This window comes from Scytonema sp. PCC 10023, from assembly GCF_963920835.1.
Classification (GTDB): Bacteria; Cyanobacteriota; Cyanobacteriia; order Cyanobacteriales; family Nostocaceae; genus Kalymmatonema.
The window spans coordinates 1-14,158 of the sequence record NZ_CAWUDP010000164.1 but is presented as its reverse complement, the minus strand read 5'-3'; the positions used below and the strand labels follow the sequence as shown (position 1 = coordinate 14,158).

The 14,158-nt window shown below is 48.7% G+C and carries 15 protein-coding genes and 2 pseudogenes; 16 read left to right on the top strand and 1 reads right to left on the bottom strand.

Going from position 1 to position 14,158, the window contains the following annotated elements:
• Positions 1-295: CRISPR-associated protein Csx3 (locus ACM0OZ_RS45540; protein ID WP_414589576.1), on the bottom strand; the 295-nt coding region annotated here is incomplete at its 3' end.
• A 726-nt stretch (positions 296-1,021) separates the two neighbouring features.
• Between ACM0OZ_RS45540 and ACM0OZ_RS45535 the strand changes: the two are divergent.
• From ACM0OZ_RS45535 to ACM0OZ_RS45460, 16 genes and pseudogenes are all read left to right on the top strand, one after another.
• A pseudogene (locus ACM0OZ_RS45535) lies at positions 1,022-2,044 on the top strand (transposase); the annotation flags it as partial.
• A gap of 364 nt (positions 2,045-2,408) precedes the next feature.
• Positions 2,409-2,639, top strand: a complete 231-nt coding sequence (locus ACM0OZ_RS45530) for a hypothetical protein (protein ID WP_414589575.1) — start codon at positions 2,409-2,411, stop codon at positions 2,637-2,639.
• Positions 2,640-2,664: 25 nt separating this feature from the next.
• On the top strand, positions 2,665-2,916 hold the full coding sequence (locus tag ACM0OZ_RS45525; protein ID WP_414589574.1) for a hypothetical protein: 252 nt from the start codon (positions 2,665-2,667) through the stop codon (positions 2,914-2,916).
• 234 nt (positions 2,917-3,150) lie between these two features.
• A complete protein-coding gene (locus ACM0OZ_RS45520) occupies positions 3,151-3,396 on the top strand; it encodes a UBP-type zinc finger domain-containing protein (RefSeq protein WP_414589573.1) in 246 nt (81 codons plus the stop codon).
• 70 nt (positions 3,397-3,466) lie between these two features.
• Positions 3,467-4,405, top strand: a complete 939-nt coding sequence (locus tag ACM0OZ_RS45515) for a DUF5996 family protein (protein ID WP_414589572.1) — start codon at positions 3,467-3,469, stop codon at positions 4,403-4,405.
• Between the two features lie 195 nt (positions 4,406-4,600).
• Entirely contained in the window at positions 4,601-4,981 is a 381-nt protein-coding gene (locus tag ACM0OZ_RS45510; protein ID WP_414589571.1) for a nuclear transport factor 2 family protein, read from the top strand.
• 1,025 nt (positions 4,982-6,006) lie between these two features.
• A complete protein-coding gene (locus ACM0OZ_RS45505; protein WP_414589570.1) occupies positions 6,007-6,624 on the top strand; it encodes a TetR/AcrR family transcriptional regulator in 618 nt (205 codons plus the stop codon).
• A 228-nt stretch (positions 6,625-6,852) separates the two neighbouring features.
• Complete coding sequence (locus ACM0OZ_RS45500; protein WP_414589569.1) at positions 6,853-7,413, top strand: lysostaphin resistance A-like protein; 561 nt, start codon at positions 6,853-6,855, stop codon at positions 7,411-7,413.
• A gap of 177 nt (positions 7,414-7,590) precedes the next feature.
• Complete coding sequence (locus tag ACM0OZ_RS45495; RefSeq protein ID WP_414589568.1) at positions 7,591-8,538, top strand: lysostaphin resistance A-like protein; 948 nt, start codon at positions 7,591-7,593, stop codon at positions 8,536-8,538.
• A gap of 38 nt (positions 8,539-8,576) precedes the next feature.
• Positions 8,577-9,368 carry a CPBP family intramembrane glutamic endopeptidase gene (locus ACM0OZ_RS45490; RefSeq protein ID WP_414589567.1) on the top strand — a complete coding sequence of 264 codons (792 nt, stop codon included), beginning with the start codon at positions 8,577-8,579 and terminating at the stop codon, positions 9,366-9,368.
• 70 nt (positions 9,369-9,438) lie between these two features.
• Positions 9,439-9,750, top strand: coding sequence for an SDR family NAD(P)-dependent oxidoreductase (locus tag ACM0OZ_RS45485; RefSeq protein ID WP_414589566.1), 312 nt, complete (start codon positions 9,439-9,441; stop codon positions 9,748-9,750).
• Positions 9,704-10,312: pseudogene (locus ACM0OZ_RS45480) on the top strand (SDR family oxidoreductase). The gene ACM0OZ_RS45485 and the pseudogene ACM0OZ_RS45480 overlap by 47 nt, the downstream one beginning before the upstream one ends.
• A gap of 94 nt (positions 10,313-10,406) precedes the next feature.
• Positions 10,407-10,694, top strand: a complete 288-nt coding sequence (locus ACM0OZ_RS45475; RefSeq protein ID WP_414589565.1) for a hypothetical protein — start codon at positions 10,407-10,409, stop codon at positions 10,692-10,694.
• Between the two features lie 20 nt (positions 10,695-10,714).
• The gene (locus ACM0OZ_RS45470) at positions 10,715-11,092 is read left to right on the top strand and encodes a hypothetical protein (protein ID WP_414589564.1); all 378 of its coding nucleotides are present in this window, start codon (positions 10,715-10,717) and stop codon (positions 11,090-11,092) included.
• Between the two features lie 123 nt (positions 11,093-11,215).
• A complete protein-coding gene (locus ACM0OZ_RS45465) occupies positions 11,216-11,830 on the top strand; it encodes a hypothetical protein (protein WP_414589563.1) in 615 nt (204 codons plus the stop codon).
• A gap of 247 nt (positions 11,831-12,077) precedes the next feature.
• Positions 12,078-13,748, top strand: coding sequence for a prolyl oligopeptidase family serine peptidase (locus tag ACM0OZ_RS45460; protein WP_414589562.1), 1,671 nt, complete (start codon positions 12,078-12,080; stop codon positions 13,746-13,748).
• Positions 13,749-14,158 lie beyond the last annotated feature (410 nt).

Here is a 14,158-nt window from a genome sequence, read left to right as displayed (position 1 = left end):
TTTTAAAGTTTTCGTCCTGCGACCAGATGATCAGACAATCATCTGGATTATGCAGTGATGGATTTAAAACACCAACCCAGGAAACCTTGCCTTGATACTCAGTTGCGATTGGCTCCGCCAGTGCCCCTTGGGCAATCGCCGCGATGACCCAAGCATCAAATCCACCAATCACCAATCCGTTAGCGCCATCAATCACAGGAAACTGTAGATAAGCTAAATCACTTGGTTCGATTTCATCATCTAGCTCAATCAAAGCAGCCTCATCAGATACCTGTTCAACCTCAATATCAATCATAAATTTCTAAAAATAATTCATTCAAGCCTAGCAAGCTTAATAAATAGATGCCAGAGCGAGTCTCATTTCCTCTGAGAAACTAATTCAAATTCTTCGATTTATAAAATTCCTTTTCTTTTTCAAGTAATTACCGATATGAGAAATCCCATAACTAATCGTTAGTTTCCTCGCTCGAATCGCTTGAATCTTTGGTTCCAATGATCAAGAAGGCAAGCCCAAGCAATAGGGGCAGTACGAATACCCGTCCGCCACTGTAAAAACCATTGACCTGGAAACTCTGAAGTACGGCAGACTTTGCCAGTCTTGGCAGTAAAGCTATTGTAAACAGTAAAAAGATTTGTGCTTAATGGTGGTCTGGAAAGTGAGCCTATTTGATAAATCACATAGAAGGAATGAGTTGGATTATCGACATCTGTTGCTATAAGCCAGACAGTATAAACTCACATCTTGCACCTGACCGAACAAACCCGTAAATGGCAAATAAAGAGTACTAAAATGTGACGGTAGATTTAGGTAAGATATTAAGTACATTTAAGTTAATTAAAAAACTAAACGTAGCGTAATATTACATAATTAGCTTCCAAAAACCATTTAGATGCAAGGATGACGCTTTGCGTCATCCCATAGTGCGATCGCGTTCTTTCAATTTCAGAGTTTGAATTTGCTTTGATAGCAAAAAATATGAGAGAAAGGGCGTGAAATATCAAATCAAATAAAGCAAGAACAATGCTTGCCCACGCCCAAGAGTTAGTTTACACTCTCAAAGAATTGATGCCTACGCAATACCAAAAAGATAATCTTGAAGCAATGCTGGGATTATTCTTGGAAGCACAAGGACATCCATTGCCAGAACACTCTCAAACCAAGTCAGCTAGTGCCTTAAGTCGGTTTTTGAATATCAACCCCTGGTCAACACGGGAAATTATTCGTACAGTTCGTAACCAAGTATTGGAAGAGGTTTTAAAGACTTTATCTAAATCTGCTAAAGGACGTAGACCATTTTTACAGGTCATTATTGACCTCACAACTCTGGAAAAACGCGGAAAATTCAAAGAATTTGAGAATTTAATCTCAGTTTATAACGGGAAACGAGGATTACATTTGGTGGTACTATACTTGGTCGTCGGAAAATGGCGAATACCTTGGAGTTTCCGAGTATGGAGAGGTAAAGGTACACCCTCACAAGCACAACTAGGGCTGAAATTGGTCAAACGTTTACCACCATTACTGACTAAACATTTTCAGGTAATGGTTTTGGCTGATACAGCCTTTGGTAGTATAGAATTCATCCACGGCATACGCAAGCTTAAATATCATGCGATTACAGGTGTCGCTATTAGCCGTAAGCTAGTTGATGGAAGAGTTTTAAGACATTTACAAAAACAGGGACAACAAGTTCGTTTGGTTGGCTTGAAGTTTCCTATTACCGTATGTTGGTACTACCTCAAACGCGATAATGGCAGGTTAGAAAAAAGATTTGTTTTGTCTACCAGATCGCTCAAAGCTAGCACTATTAAATGGTGGGGCAAGCGAAGATGGCAGATAGAGGGCTGGTTCAAGACTGCAAAGCATCGTTTTGGTTTACATCGCTTTGGTCAAGGTACTGTGCTTGGAATGTATCGCTGGCTCATCCTTTCTTTAACTGCTTACCTTATCGCCCATTGGACTTATCTAGAGACTCACTTCCCATTACCACCTAATTGGGGAGAGGCAGCACAAACAGCAAGAGAATCATGTTTTCCTCAAATAGGCGTAAAGCTAGAGAAGCTGTCACCTTGTGCCATATGCCTGAAACCCTTTTAGACAGGGAATTTCATTGTCACCTTCTCATAAATTTCTTGAGCTTCCCTCTCTCAACAGCGCACTTCATCCAAATCCTTTGACATGGCTGTAAACTAAATAGAGTTGATAGTGGTTACTCTTCACAAACAAGTTTTATAAAAGTTCCGAATTTTATTTGAGAGTTGGAACTTTACCGATTTTCTGGTTCCCATTTTACAGTAAGATGACTTTTAGTGTGCCTTCAAGTACATAAAAGTTCCGACTCTAGTTAAAGGCGGAACTTTTTTAGATTCATGGTAAGGTAGTAGAGGTGCAGCTACAAGGGGTGTTCTTGAAAAGATATTGGGAAATAGATGAACTGATTGAGCATTGGACACTGCTCCCAAATGAAATCACAATGCTTGCTAACAAAAGTGGGGCGAATCGTTTGGGAATTGATGATGCATTAATTCAACCCTATTCCGGACATTCTTCTCGGCAGTCCTTGGAAGTATATTCACGGCTAAGTATTGGCGAAGCTCAAGAAATTTATGACAAAGTGATGCTGAAATTCCCTGTTTGAGAGGATTTCAGCCAGTTGGCACAAGGTGACAGCTTCTCTAGCCTTACGCCTACTACGAAGATCTTGGGGCAGGTCAACCGATTGTGCTGATTCATGGATTTCCATTGAACGGACATTCCTGAGTGAAGTTCGTCGCATTGAACCAGGCGATGCGGTTTACATTCCTGCAAATGCAATCCAGTTCCTTCACAACTACGGCAACGAACCCATTGTTTTCGTTTGTCTAGTTGATCCAGCTTGGCGCAAAGAAGACGAAACGATTTATCCACCAGTCTGATTCATGCAAATCTCACTGTTAGGGGATTCAAAGTTAGGGGATTCAAATTCGCGTTACTGCAATTGTTCCGTGAATTTTGCACAAGCGGCAACGGGGTGATTTGGCGACTACGCTGAGGAGAAGGATGCGCCCCTAATTTCAGATTTCACATCAGCCTCAATCATTCTGTTCACTGTTGTCTTCTACCAGGGATACCAAAAAACTATAACCTGCGAACATCTCAACAATCTAACTGTGGAAAACCTGATTTCTAAAGCAGCCTATCCCATATTTCGTTGTGAAGAGTGCATTAAAATAAATAGCCGCTGGGTACACCTCCGGATTTGCCAAACCTGTGGCAAAATGCTGTGCTACGATTCTTCTAAGCATCAACATGCTCGTCGTCATTATGAAGCAACCAATCATGCAGTGGTTAGTTCGGCTGAATTGGGGGAGCAGTGGTTATGGTGTTTTGCAGATGAACAGGGAAAAGACTATTGATAGCGATTCTGATTTCATCTAGATTTCCTTCTCATTTCTTCAACATGTTCTCCTCATGTGGGTGATTTTCATGGCTGTTTCTAATCAAAGTACTTCCATTGACATCGTTTGGCCCAGTTTGCCCTTAGCAGCTTGGCAAGATACCTATGCAACTCTCCATCTATGGACGCAAATCATCGGTAAAATCCGGTTGGCACTGGCACCTAAACTCAATCACTGGTGGCAATCTACTCTTTATGTCACACCGCGTGGACTAACAACCGCTTCAATCCCTTGCGGAACTCGTAACTTTCAAATTAGCTTTGATTTTCTCGACCATCAACTACAAATCGACACTAGCGACGGCATCACTAAAAGAATTGCACTGTCTCCTCGCTCTGTTGCAGATTTTTATGAAATGGTGCTAACTACATTGAGCAACATCGGCATCGAAGTCCGAATCTGGACGATGCCGCAAGAAGTGTCAGAACCAATCCCGTTCGATCAGGACTATCAACACGCAGCTTATGATCCGGAATATGCACAACGGTTCTGGCGAATTCTTGTGCAAGTCGATCGGGTCATGACCTTATTCCGTTCCCAGTTTATTGGTAAATCCAGCCCTGTACATTTTTTTTGGGGCAGCTTTGATCTTGCTGTGACTCGTTTCTCTGGTCGTCGTGCGCCAGAACACCCAGGGGGAGTTCCGAATATGGCAGATTGGGTCACACGAGAAGCCTATTCACACGAAGTCAGTAGCTGTGGTTTTTGGCCAGGGGGTGGGTCAATTGTGGAGCCTGTTTTTTACGCTTATGCTTACCCTACGCCGGAAGGGTTTCGAGATTACCCGATCCAACCCACAGAAGCTTTTTACAGCTCAGAGATGCAAGAGTTTATCCTACCCTATGAAGCCGTGAGACAAACTGACGATCCAGATGCAATGCTCCTTGCTTTTTTCCAAAGCACCTATGAAGCAGCAGCCAACTTAGGACATTGGGATCGAGTTGCGCTGGAGCATACTCAAAGTTGAGTGTTGGAACTTACTAAACTCAAGTTGGCTAAAACAAAGACAACTTGAATAGACTCACATCTTGCACCAAGAAAAATTGATGTTATTTAAAAACCCAGTACTGAGCCTGAAGTCTTTGTTGTATCGAGAAAAGCCAAGAAAAGTGATGTAACTTTATTGCGCTACTTTTGACTAAACACAGGCTTATACGGAGAGGTGCAAGATCTGAGTAGAGGAGAAATTCAAATGTCAGACAAAAATAAAGCCATCTTAGAAGAGGCAAACGCGGCGATCGCCCAAGGCAACTATGAAGGATTCTTGTCGTTCTGCACCGACGACGCAGCCGTTCGCCAATGGATGGCAACGGAGTATGTGGAACCGCCTTTGAATATCGTTGCGAACTTGATCGCTGAGGGGGATTTCGTCACGGCACTCGGCGACCTCACAATCAAGGACGAAGACGGTAAGGCGGCTCATTACTCGTACTGCGACATCTGGCGCTTTCGTGGCGACAAGATGGTCGAATTAAGAGCTTTCTTGACACTCCAAGCGCCTAAAGGCGTGAGGATTCTTGCTTCATCCGTCCTCCCTAGATAGTTGAATGCAAGCATTCAACTATCCCCGTTTGGATACGTTCACAAGCGCACACGGACTGCCCGACCGCGTTTGAAAGGATTTATTCAATTTTTTTAGCCTCTTTCCTACACTATGTCGCACTAAGCTGAGCACTGTAGCTGGGGAGTACCCAATATTGCCTCACTAGAGCCTTTTAGACTACGGGCAATAGTATAATCTCATACTTTTAGCACGTTGTCAATAAAAAGCCGCCCTACAAGGGCGGGGCTTTAGACCCAAATTTTCGGTAATCAAAACCGAGGGCAAGGATGAAACCAGCAGCGCGGCGTAAATCATCTGCAAAAGTCAGGATGTATTTTTGCAAAACAAAGTGCCCAGCGAGTGATAACCAAGAGTGGTTGTAAAATAGTGATTTTTTGCTTTCGCTCCGATTTTACCGAAGAAAGGCAGAGGGCAGAGGGCAGAGGGCAGAAGGAAAGAAGGTAAGCTTTGATACAAAAATAAGTCCTCTGTTCTCTGCCATAAGGTTTAAAGCCCCTGAATTTATTTATGGAGAAAAATAAACGCGTAGCAACTTTATTAAATCCCCCGAATTCATTCGTGGGGACGCCTTCTGCCTTCTGCCTTCGTACTTCTGCCTTCTTAATTCGCTTTGACCGGGCGCAGGTCTAATTCTTGCGTCGCTATCGAAATCTTGCGGTTAGTTTTCAAATGCTTGGATGAAAGCTTGTGAAGGCAAATAGACTCAGCGCAAAAAATGACGAGAAAGCCATTGTCTTAAAACCTCTGATTCGGTTTATACACCTGAGCTGATGTGAGCGATTGAGGTTTAACGACCTAAATCCTCGTGGCGTCCTCACTATCTCGTACAGAAGCATCAGTCCGAAGTTCAATAATGCTGTCGGCAAAGCTACCTCCTGCGAGGTATGTCACTTAGTGACAAAATGTCATTTAATGTCAAATATGACAAGAAAGACGGTCATGACGAGTGATGGTGACAGCAACACGATGAGCAATCACAAATCAGGCAATCGCAAATCAGGGGGATGAATGCACAACGGCAGCAGCGGATACGTCTGGAGATTTCGCGGGAGGCGGCGCGTTTGTTCTGGGAGCAAGGGGTCGCTGCCACGACCGGCGAGCAAATCGCAAGCGCGGTCGGAATCTCGGTGCGCACTCTCTGGCGATACTTCCGCAACAAGGAGAGCTGTGTAGAGCCGGTCTTGGCGCAGGATGGCGAGGAGTTTGTGGCGCTATTGCGCCGCTGGCCTCGGGATGTCTCCCTTGAAGCTCACCTCGTCGAGTGGGCGAAGAATCGTACTAAAGATCCCGATCAGCAGTCCTTTGATGAGGCTGTGATCAAGATGACCGTGCTGGCCGAAAAAGAGCCGGATCTGCGGACGGCCTGGCTGATGACCAACGACCGAATAGAGCACGCTCTGGTCGAGATCATTGCAGATCGCCTGCGGCGATCGCCTGACGATATTGAGGTGCGGCTGCACGCCGCGGCGGCCACCGCAGTCGTGCGCGTTATTAGTGAAGACGTCAGTGCTGCCCTGATGGCGGGAGCCGATCGCGCCTCGCTCGGCAACCCGCTTGGGCAGATGGCCCGCGCCGTGCACATAGCTACCGGGGGGGCGGTCGGCGATCCTGTCGATCCTTAAACCGACCAATAACTGAAATCAGCAACAAGAGTAAAGAAGTTGATCCTCATGTCTAAATTTCCTTCTAACCACCCGAGGGAGCCAGGAAAGACCGCCGTGTCTTCATCCCTACCCAAGCAGGTTCCTCGTCCAGGCTGGCCTGAGGGCATTGTGGGTCTTATCGTCTTTAGCGTAGTTGGGTACGGAGTCGGATCGCAACTCTATCTGTCACGGCTAGGACTCGATCCCGTGGTTTATGGGCTGATCTTCACTGCGCTGTCTGGTGTCGCGGGCATCGCCGGGTTCTCGGCAGCGGCGTTGCTTCGGATTCGTTCCTGGAGTGCCTTCAGCGTCCGCCGGGTCTCGCGGCAGTGGCTGCTGATCGGGGTCGGAGCAGGACTCGTCGCGTTCGTAGTCAAGGGTCTGGCGACCCTAGCATATACCGCTATCACCGGAGACAGTTCTACCCCTCAGACCATGTACGCCGAAGGTGGTAGTGGCGGGGTGCTGTCCTTGATCCTGGCAACGTTGTTCCTCGGTATCCTCACACCCCTTGGCGAGGAACTGCTCTTCCGGGGCGTTATTGCCAATGTGTTGCTGCGCTATGGGTCAGTTTTCGGGGTTGTGAGCAGCGCCTTGATCTTCGCCCTCGTGCATGGCATCAATATCGTTTTTCCCACAGCCCTGGTAATGGGACTCGTCGGTGCTGAACTGCTGCGCCGTAGCGGCTCGGTCTGGCCCGCTGTCATCGTCCATGTTGTCATCAATCTGCCCACGGTTCCGGCACTGGTAGCTGCTGGCACGGGCTGACCCATCGCCAACACTCGGATCGTGGTTCGACTAGGGGCAAGCGCATGTCCAACGATGCCGGATCTGGTGTACCAGATCTATCAAAGTCACCGTTAAATCCTGAAACTATCGGCAACTGTGATCAGTAACCCGACCCAAGCACTACATAACTTACCCATGAAGGAAACGGAGATGGAGATGCAAAACACCGAAAGAACGGAGGGAATCATGGCAGAAGCGAAAAAAGTTACCTACGTGGAGGCTGCGAGGTGGGGTAAATATCGGGGGTGGCGGTATGTTCTGGGACTGGTGATCATCCTCTTTGCGTGGCTGGTGGTCGGGACTGGTGCCAGCGTACTCGTCGCGTTCGCGCTCAGCGGTCAGCCGGATTACTACGTGCTTGGTCCTTTCGGGAAGTTCCTGTTTGTTATGGCAGGTTTTCCATTTTTCCTCGCGGGGGTTCTCGTCGCCGTCTCCCTCATCCACCGCCGCTACCCCCGGACGCTGGTTACGGCGCGGGAGCAGATCGACTGGCGTCGCATCGGTCAGGGGTTTGTGGCGTGGTCCGTTCCAACGTGTCTGATAGGCGTGCTGGGACAGTACCTCTTCTACCCCGACACCTTTTCCTTCAACTCTAACCTTGCGACGTTCGCGCTCTTCGTGCCACTGGCACTGGTCTTCACCGCGATCCAGACCACCACTGAGGAGCTTTTCTTTCGCGGATACATCGTGCAGGGCGCGAGCATGATCTCGACCAACCGCGTTTTTCTGGCGCTCGTGGCGGCCGTAGCATTCACCCTGCCGCACCTCTTAAACCCGGAGGCGAGCGCAGGCGGTTGGCTCACGGTCTTCTCCAACTACTTCCTCGTTCCGGGTCTGTTGTGGACCGTGGTCTCGTTGATTGACGGAACCACTGAACTCGCTATCGGCGTACACTTCGCGCACAACATCATTGGCATACTCCTGTTCAACATAGCCGGAAGCGCCTTGACCACACCAGCTCTGTTCACAATCAGCGAGTTCCACGCGACCTACGTGGCGCTATCGGTGCTGGTTGCAGTACCCGTGTTTCTGGCGATCGCCTACGGAGTATTCAAGCGTAAAGCCCTAACCCGTTTTCCAGAGCTACCGCAAGACCGTAGGTGATCTCGGCTGATAGGACGGATCATCTGGAGATTAAATCAATGGCAGTTTTGAAACAATTTGGGATTTTATTTGTATTGGGCATTGCAGGAATTGCGATGGTTACGATTACGTCGGCTCCATTAGTTGAGCAACAGTTGGCGAAACTGTCTCCAGAAATACTGGAAAAAGTGCCTCCATTGTGGATTTTAATGCTTCTGCAAGGACTACAGTATTCAATTCTACTGGCAATCAGCATTCTGATCGGAATTGGTTGTGCCTATCGTGTTGGATTAAGCTCCTATTTGATTGATCATTGGGTGTTTCACACCCCTAAGTCTCCATCTTTTGCCGTTGAGATGAAGTGGAGCTTGGGTGTGGGTGCAGCGGCGATGATCGTTCTCTTGTTGCTCGATCAGTTGATGCAACCTGTCCTACCTGAAGCGCTACGGGCAGCCAATAATAAAGAGCCAAGTTGGTTGAATTTGCTCACAGCAATGTTCTATGGCGGCATCACTGAGGAAATTTTGATGCGCTGGGGTTTAATGTCGCTGCTTGTTTGGATCGCGTGGAAAGGGCTAAAACAAGGCGTTACGTTGCCAAGTCAAGGGATTTACCAGGGTGCGATCGTTCTAGCCGCGTTGGTATTTGGACTACTACACCTGCCAGCGACTGCCGCGATCGTTCCCCTCACTCCAGTTGTGATTGTCCGAGCGATATTACTCAATGGGATTGCTGGCATTGCTTTTGGTTGGCTCTTTTGGCAATACTCGCTTGAGGCTGCGATGTTATCCCATGTCAGCTTTCATGCCTTTTCCTTTGCTCTTAGTCTTTTGCTGGCAAGATTTGTCTAAGCTTTTTTCTAAAGCGATTTCATGATTATTTCAAGACAGAACAACCGGACTTGATTTTAGGAGAAATAGAATGATACTGCACGATAAAGTGGCGTTAGTTACGGGAGGCGCATCGGGAATTGGTCGAGCAACTGCGTTAGCGAAGCTTAACGAAGTTATCGTCTTCGGTGCTGCGGGAGCCAAAGTGGTCTTCTCGGACATACGCGGTGTAGAAGGTGAAGAAACGGCTGATTTGATTCGCGAGACTGGGGCGGAATGCTTGTTCGTGAAATCAGATGTATCGAGTGAGGCGGATGTCCGGGAATTGGTGCAGAAAGCGATAAGCTGGGTACAGCTTGCGCTTCGCGAACGCAACCTACGGCAAACTCGATTGTGCCTTTAACAATGCTGGCATCGATCTTGTTGTTACACCGTTGCATGAACAATCGATCGAGAATTTTGACAAGATCATGTCGATCAATGCACGAGGGTTATTTCTCTATATGAAATACGAAATTCAGCAGATGCTAACCCAAGGCGCAGGCGCGATCGTGAACAACTCGTCAACAAATGGTCTTGTTGCGCTTCCGGGGATCTCTCCTTACGTCGCCAGCAAACACGCGGTGATGGGGCTGACGCGATAGCGAAGCGCTGCTGCGTTCGCCCTTGGCTTCTCCCCTTGGGAGAAGCGCAGATCGGCTGCCCTAGATTATGCCAAACAGGGCATTCGGATCAATGCTGTCAATCCGGGTCCGATTGCGACTGACCTCATGGCTCGTAGCGCTAACCAGATGGGCATCACGTTCGATGATCTCGGATCTATGGTTCCAATGGGTCGGATTGGTCAGGCAACGGAAATTGCTCAAGCAGTTGTATTTCTCTGCTCTGATGCTGCCAGCTATATTACAGGACAACCCAAGCGCGATCGATGGCGGATATACAGTGAGTTGATTTTTGATTGTTGATCGTGGAATCACAGTGAATCGATCCATCAACAAATCAAACCGCGATCGCTTCTTCAAGAGATGGTCAACTCTGCACTTTTAGATGGTGAATAAAATGATTCAGTACAAAGATTTTGCGCCTCGGATTACTGAACGGGGACCCTTCGGCGGACCTTCCGAGTATGATTCATACTCGGAGGTTGTGAGTGCTGTAAATCAGTGGATCGAAAGTACAACGATACAGGTGATCAATGTTGAAACTGTTGTTTTACCCGATCGGATTGAAGGCACAAGTGATGATGTCTACGGAGTGACGACCAGTAATGCTTTCCACCCAGTGATGATCAGTCAGGGTCTTGCAATCAATTGCTTTCAATGTGTGCGTGTGTGGTACAGAGAATAAGCTTCACCGGAGAAGAAATAATGAAACGATTTACCTTGTTTACTTTTCTGTACCTCGCGCTCGGAGTTTGCCTGAGTGCGATCGCGTTTGGGTATCCGAACCTGCCTTCGGGTCTTCAAAGAAGCTTGTTCATCAGTGCAGGAACCTCCTACATTTTTTGTCTCCTCAGCACCTTCCCATTTTGGCGCGAGAGGACGATCCGCTTCTATCGCAGACGGAATTCAGCGGTAATTCTACCCTGGTTGGCGATTGGAGTGAATATTGTTGTGATGATCTGGGAGGTTCAGAGTCAGAACTGGACGATGGAAGCCATTTTAGGAGCGTTTTGGCGGCTAATAGTTGTCTTAGTGTTTGTAGAACTCATTGTGATTACATGGCAAGTGAGTCCTGAAGATTAGGGATGACAACCTGCAAATTCCTGAATCGCTCGATTCATAGTTCTGTTGATAAAAACCGCTCTCGCACGGGTTGAGCCGAATAGTACAGATATAGAGTTGAAGTGCAACTCTGAGGTGAGCATTATGGTGCAGCATGCAAGGCAAGATGAAACACGACAGTTGGCGATCGCACCTCGCCTGTGGCTCTGGTGGATATTGGCTACTACAATCGCGGGGGCGATCGTCGGAGCACTAGAAGCGTCAGGGTTTGAGCTTGTAGCAACCATATTTTTTACAGGTTTGTTTATTGGCGCAGCCCAATGGCTCGTTTTGCGCCAGTACATTCCTAAAGCCTTTTGGTGGATAGTGGTTAGCACACTGGGATGGACTTTTGGGCTAGTGCTGGTGAGTTATTACATAACCCTTCTTGATCCGCTTATTCAATTCCTAAGTACGCTGGGCGCATGGCCAGTTTTTTGGACGAATCTGGTCATACGGCCGATTGAACTAGCTATTTTTGGCACGGCTCAATTTCCGATTTTGAGACGATTTGTCCGTAAAGCGCATTGGTGGATTCTGGTCAGCGCTTTAGGAGGTGCACTAGAAGGAGCGACCAGTTCGACTGTCGCGTACATTTTGCACCCGGAGCTACTGCCAGCACCATTCCAGTCAGCATTGAGCTATGGGTCAGGTTGGCTAGGCTACGGCATCGTTACCGGAATTTGCCTGCAATGGCTGCTGCGTCATCAACTCCGGTAGGGCATTACAGCACAAAGATTAGTGTAGAACAGGCAGCAATCGGCAAAGTTCTCATGAGCAAGGAGTGAGCAAGTTCAACTTCAACCTTCATCCCTACTCATACATAGTAGGGGCAAAACCTTTATGATAAGGATAAGTGGCTATCACCACCCATCTATTACCAACGATCGCTACAGGATTGCTCGGAGGTTCATTTACTCATTCAGCGATAGCGAAGCGCTGCTGCGTTCGCCCTTGGCGTCTCCCCTTGGGAGAAGCGCAGATCGCACACAGCATTCCTTCACAACAAACCTCCCCCATTCTGATCGCCACTGCCTACACTGATTTAACCTTACCCACCTTGCGCCAAGGCGATCGCGGTAGAAACGTGGAACTGTTGCAGCGCATTCTTCAAGACAATGGCTTTTTAGGAGCCGCAGGCGTGAGATTAGGCAATCCAAGTGGTGCGATCGTCGATGGCATCTTTGGTGAGATTACCGCTTCTGCAATACGAGATGTACAGCAACGGTACGAAATCCCAGTCACAGGGCAAGTCAATCCTACAACTTGGGAAGTCCTGGATGTGCACGCAAACCCCTATCGATCGCCGCTCCCCTGGGTTTCCACGCCCGCTTCGATCGGCAACAAACTGACTGTGGTGGATCTCCAGAGCGCCGACTGGAAACCCCGCAAGCTGGTCGACAATCTCGACGATCAATGGAGCGTCGTTGGCAATGTGGGGACGAAATTCTTCCTCAGAACAACCCAGGACGCGCCGCGCTTTAAGGTGGTGACGATGGACATTGCCGCTGCCGATCCGGTGATCGCGGATGTGGTGCCGGAGCAGGATTCGGTTCTGGGCAATGCGTCGCTGGTCAGTGGACGGCTGCTAATCTCTACTCGGGTTGATGTGAAGACGGAGGTTCGACGCTACACGCTGGATGGCAAGCCTGATGGTATGGTGAAGCTGCCGGGTATCGGCACCGCTGGCGGTTTTAAGAGCGACCCGGATGACTCAGAAACCTTCTTCATCTTCACTAGCTTCAACACTCCAGGCGTAATCTATCGATACGATGTCGCCAGCAACACGGCGCAGGTGTGGGCAAAACCCAAGGTGGCGATCGATCTCAATCGGATCGCAGTCGAACAGCGGTTCTACAAGTCGAAGGATGGCACCCGCATCCCGATGTTTATCGTCCGGCGCAAGGATGTGAACGTAGCCGCACCGACCCTACTCTATGCCTATGGAGGCTTTGGCATCCCCATGCTTCCTGAGTTCTTGCCAGCGCCGCTGGGGTGGGTCGAACAGGGTGGAGTGTATGCTGTTGCTAACATTCGCGGCGGCTCCGAATATGGCAAGGCATGGCACGAAGCGGGTCGTCGTCAGAAGAAGCAGAACGTCTTCGATGATTTCATCGCAGCGGGCGAGTATTTGAAGGCACAGAGTATCACACCCCAAAATGGCTTGGCGATTCAGGGCGGATCGAATGGCGGACTCCTTATCGGTGCAGTGGTCAATCAACGACCGGATCTGTTCGCCGCTGCGTTACCCCAGGTTGGTGTGATGGATATGCTCCGCTTCGACCAGTTCACAGGCGGGAAATTATGGCTAGACGAATATGGGTCTCCGGCACGGGAAGCAGATTTCCCGAACCTCTTGAAATATTCGCCCTATCACAACATCCAGCCCGGCAAGGCATATCCCGCGATTCTTGTTACCACTGCCGACACAGATGATCGCGTGGTCCCAGGTCACACCTTCAAATATGTCGCCGCACTGCAGGCGGCGGATATCGGTGACAAGCCGCACCTTGCCCGCATCGAAACGCGGGCGGGACATGGAGCGGGCGAGCCCACGGACAAGATCATTGAGGAAACGGCGGATATGTGGGCTTTTGCGGCTCATTGGACGGGGCTGGATGTGAAGCCAGCGAAGTGATCGCGTCAAACAAATCAACATACGTCGAACTAATCGAGGAAGCGTAACGCCTCACACCACTCTATTTCCGTCAATGCGTAAATCCTAACAAACTAATTTACAGTCCGCGCTTTGGTGGGGTCATCGATGACCCCGTTAATATTTGAACCCATCAACAACTAGCTCGAAGGAGTTTATCCCCATGTCTCACATTTCTTCTAACCACAAGCGAGATCGTGGCCTACCCACGCACGGCTCTGAGCCAACCGTTCCCGCTAAGAGGAGAACCATGCTTGCTCACAAGCCCCACGTCCGAAGCTCGCTAATGATTGGGGCGGTGATACTGGTTCTTAGTGCAAAGGGATAATCGTCAAATTATAGCCATAGCCATCTTCATTAGGACGCAGCTTGCTTGAGAACGACTTCGATGG

Excerpts from the sequence above, each read along its gene's own strand:
- ACM0OZ_RS45475 (WP_414589565.1), top strand. The coding sequence starts at position 10,407 with ATGATTCAGTACAAAGATTTTGCGCCTCGGATTACTGAACGGGGACCC.
- ACM0OZ_RS45470 (WP_414589564.1), top strand. The coding sequence starts at position 10,715 with ATGAAACGATTTACCTTGTTTACTTTTCTGTACCTCGCGCTCGGAGTT.
- ACM0OZ_RS45515 (WP_414589572.1), top strand. The coding sequence starts at position 3,467 with ATGGCTGTTTCTAATCAAAGTACTTCCATTGACATCGTTTGGCCCAGT.
- ACM0OZ_RS45485 (WP_414589566.1), top strand. The coding sequence starts at position 9,439 with ATGATACTGCACGATAAAGTGGCGTTAGTTACGGGAGGCGCATCGGGA.
- ACM0OZ_RS45465 (WP_414589563.1), top strand. The coding sequence starts at position 11,216 with ATGGTGCAGCATGCAAGGCAAGATGAAACACGACAGTTGGCGATCGCA.
- ACM0OZ_RS45505 (WP_414589570.1), top strand. The coding sequence starts at position 6,007 with ATGAATGCACAACGGCAGCAGCGGATACGTCTGGAGATTTCGCGGGAG.
- ACM0OZ_RS45490 (WP_414589567.1), top strand. The coding sequence starts at position 8,577 with ATGGCAGTTTTGAAACAATTTGGGATTTTATTTGTATTGGGCATTGCA.
- ACM0OZ_RS45495 (WP_414589568.1), top strand. The coding sequence starts at position 7,591 with ATGCAAAACACCGAAAGAACGGAGGGAATCATGGCAGAAGCGAAAAAA.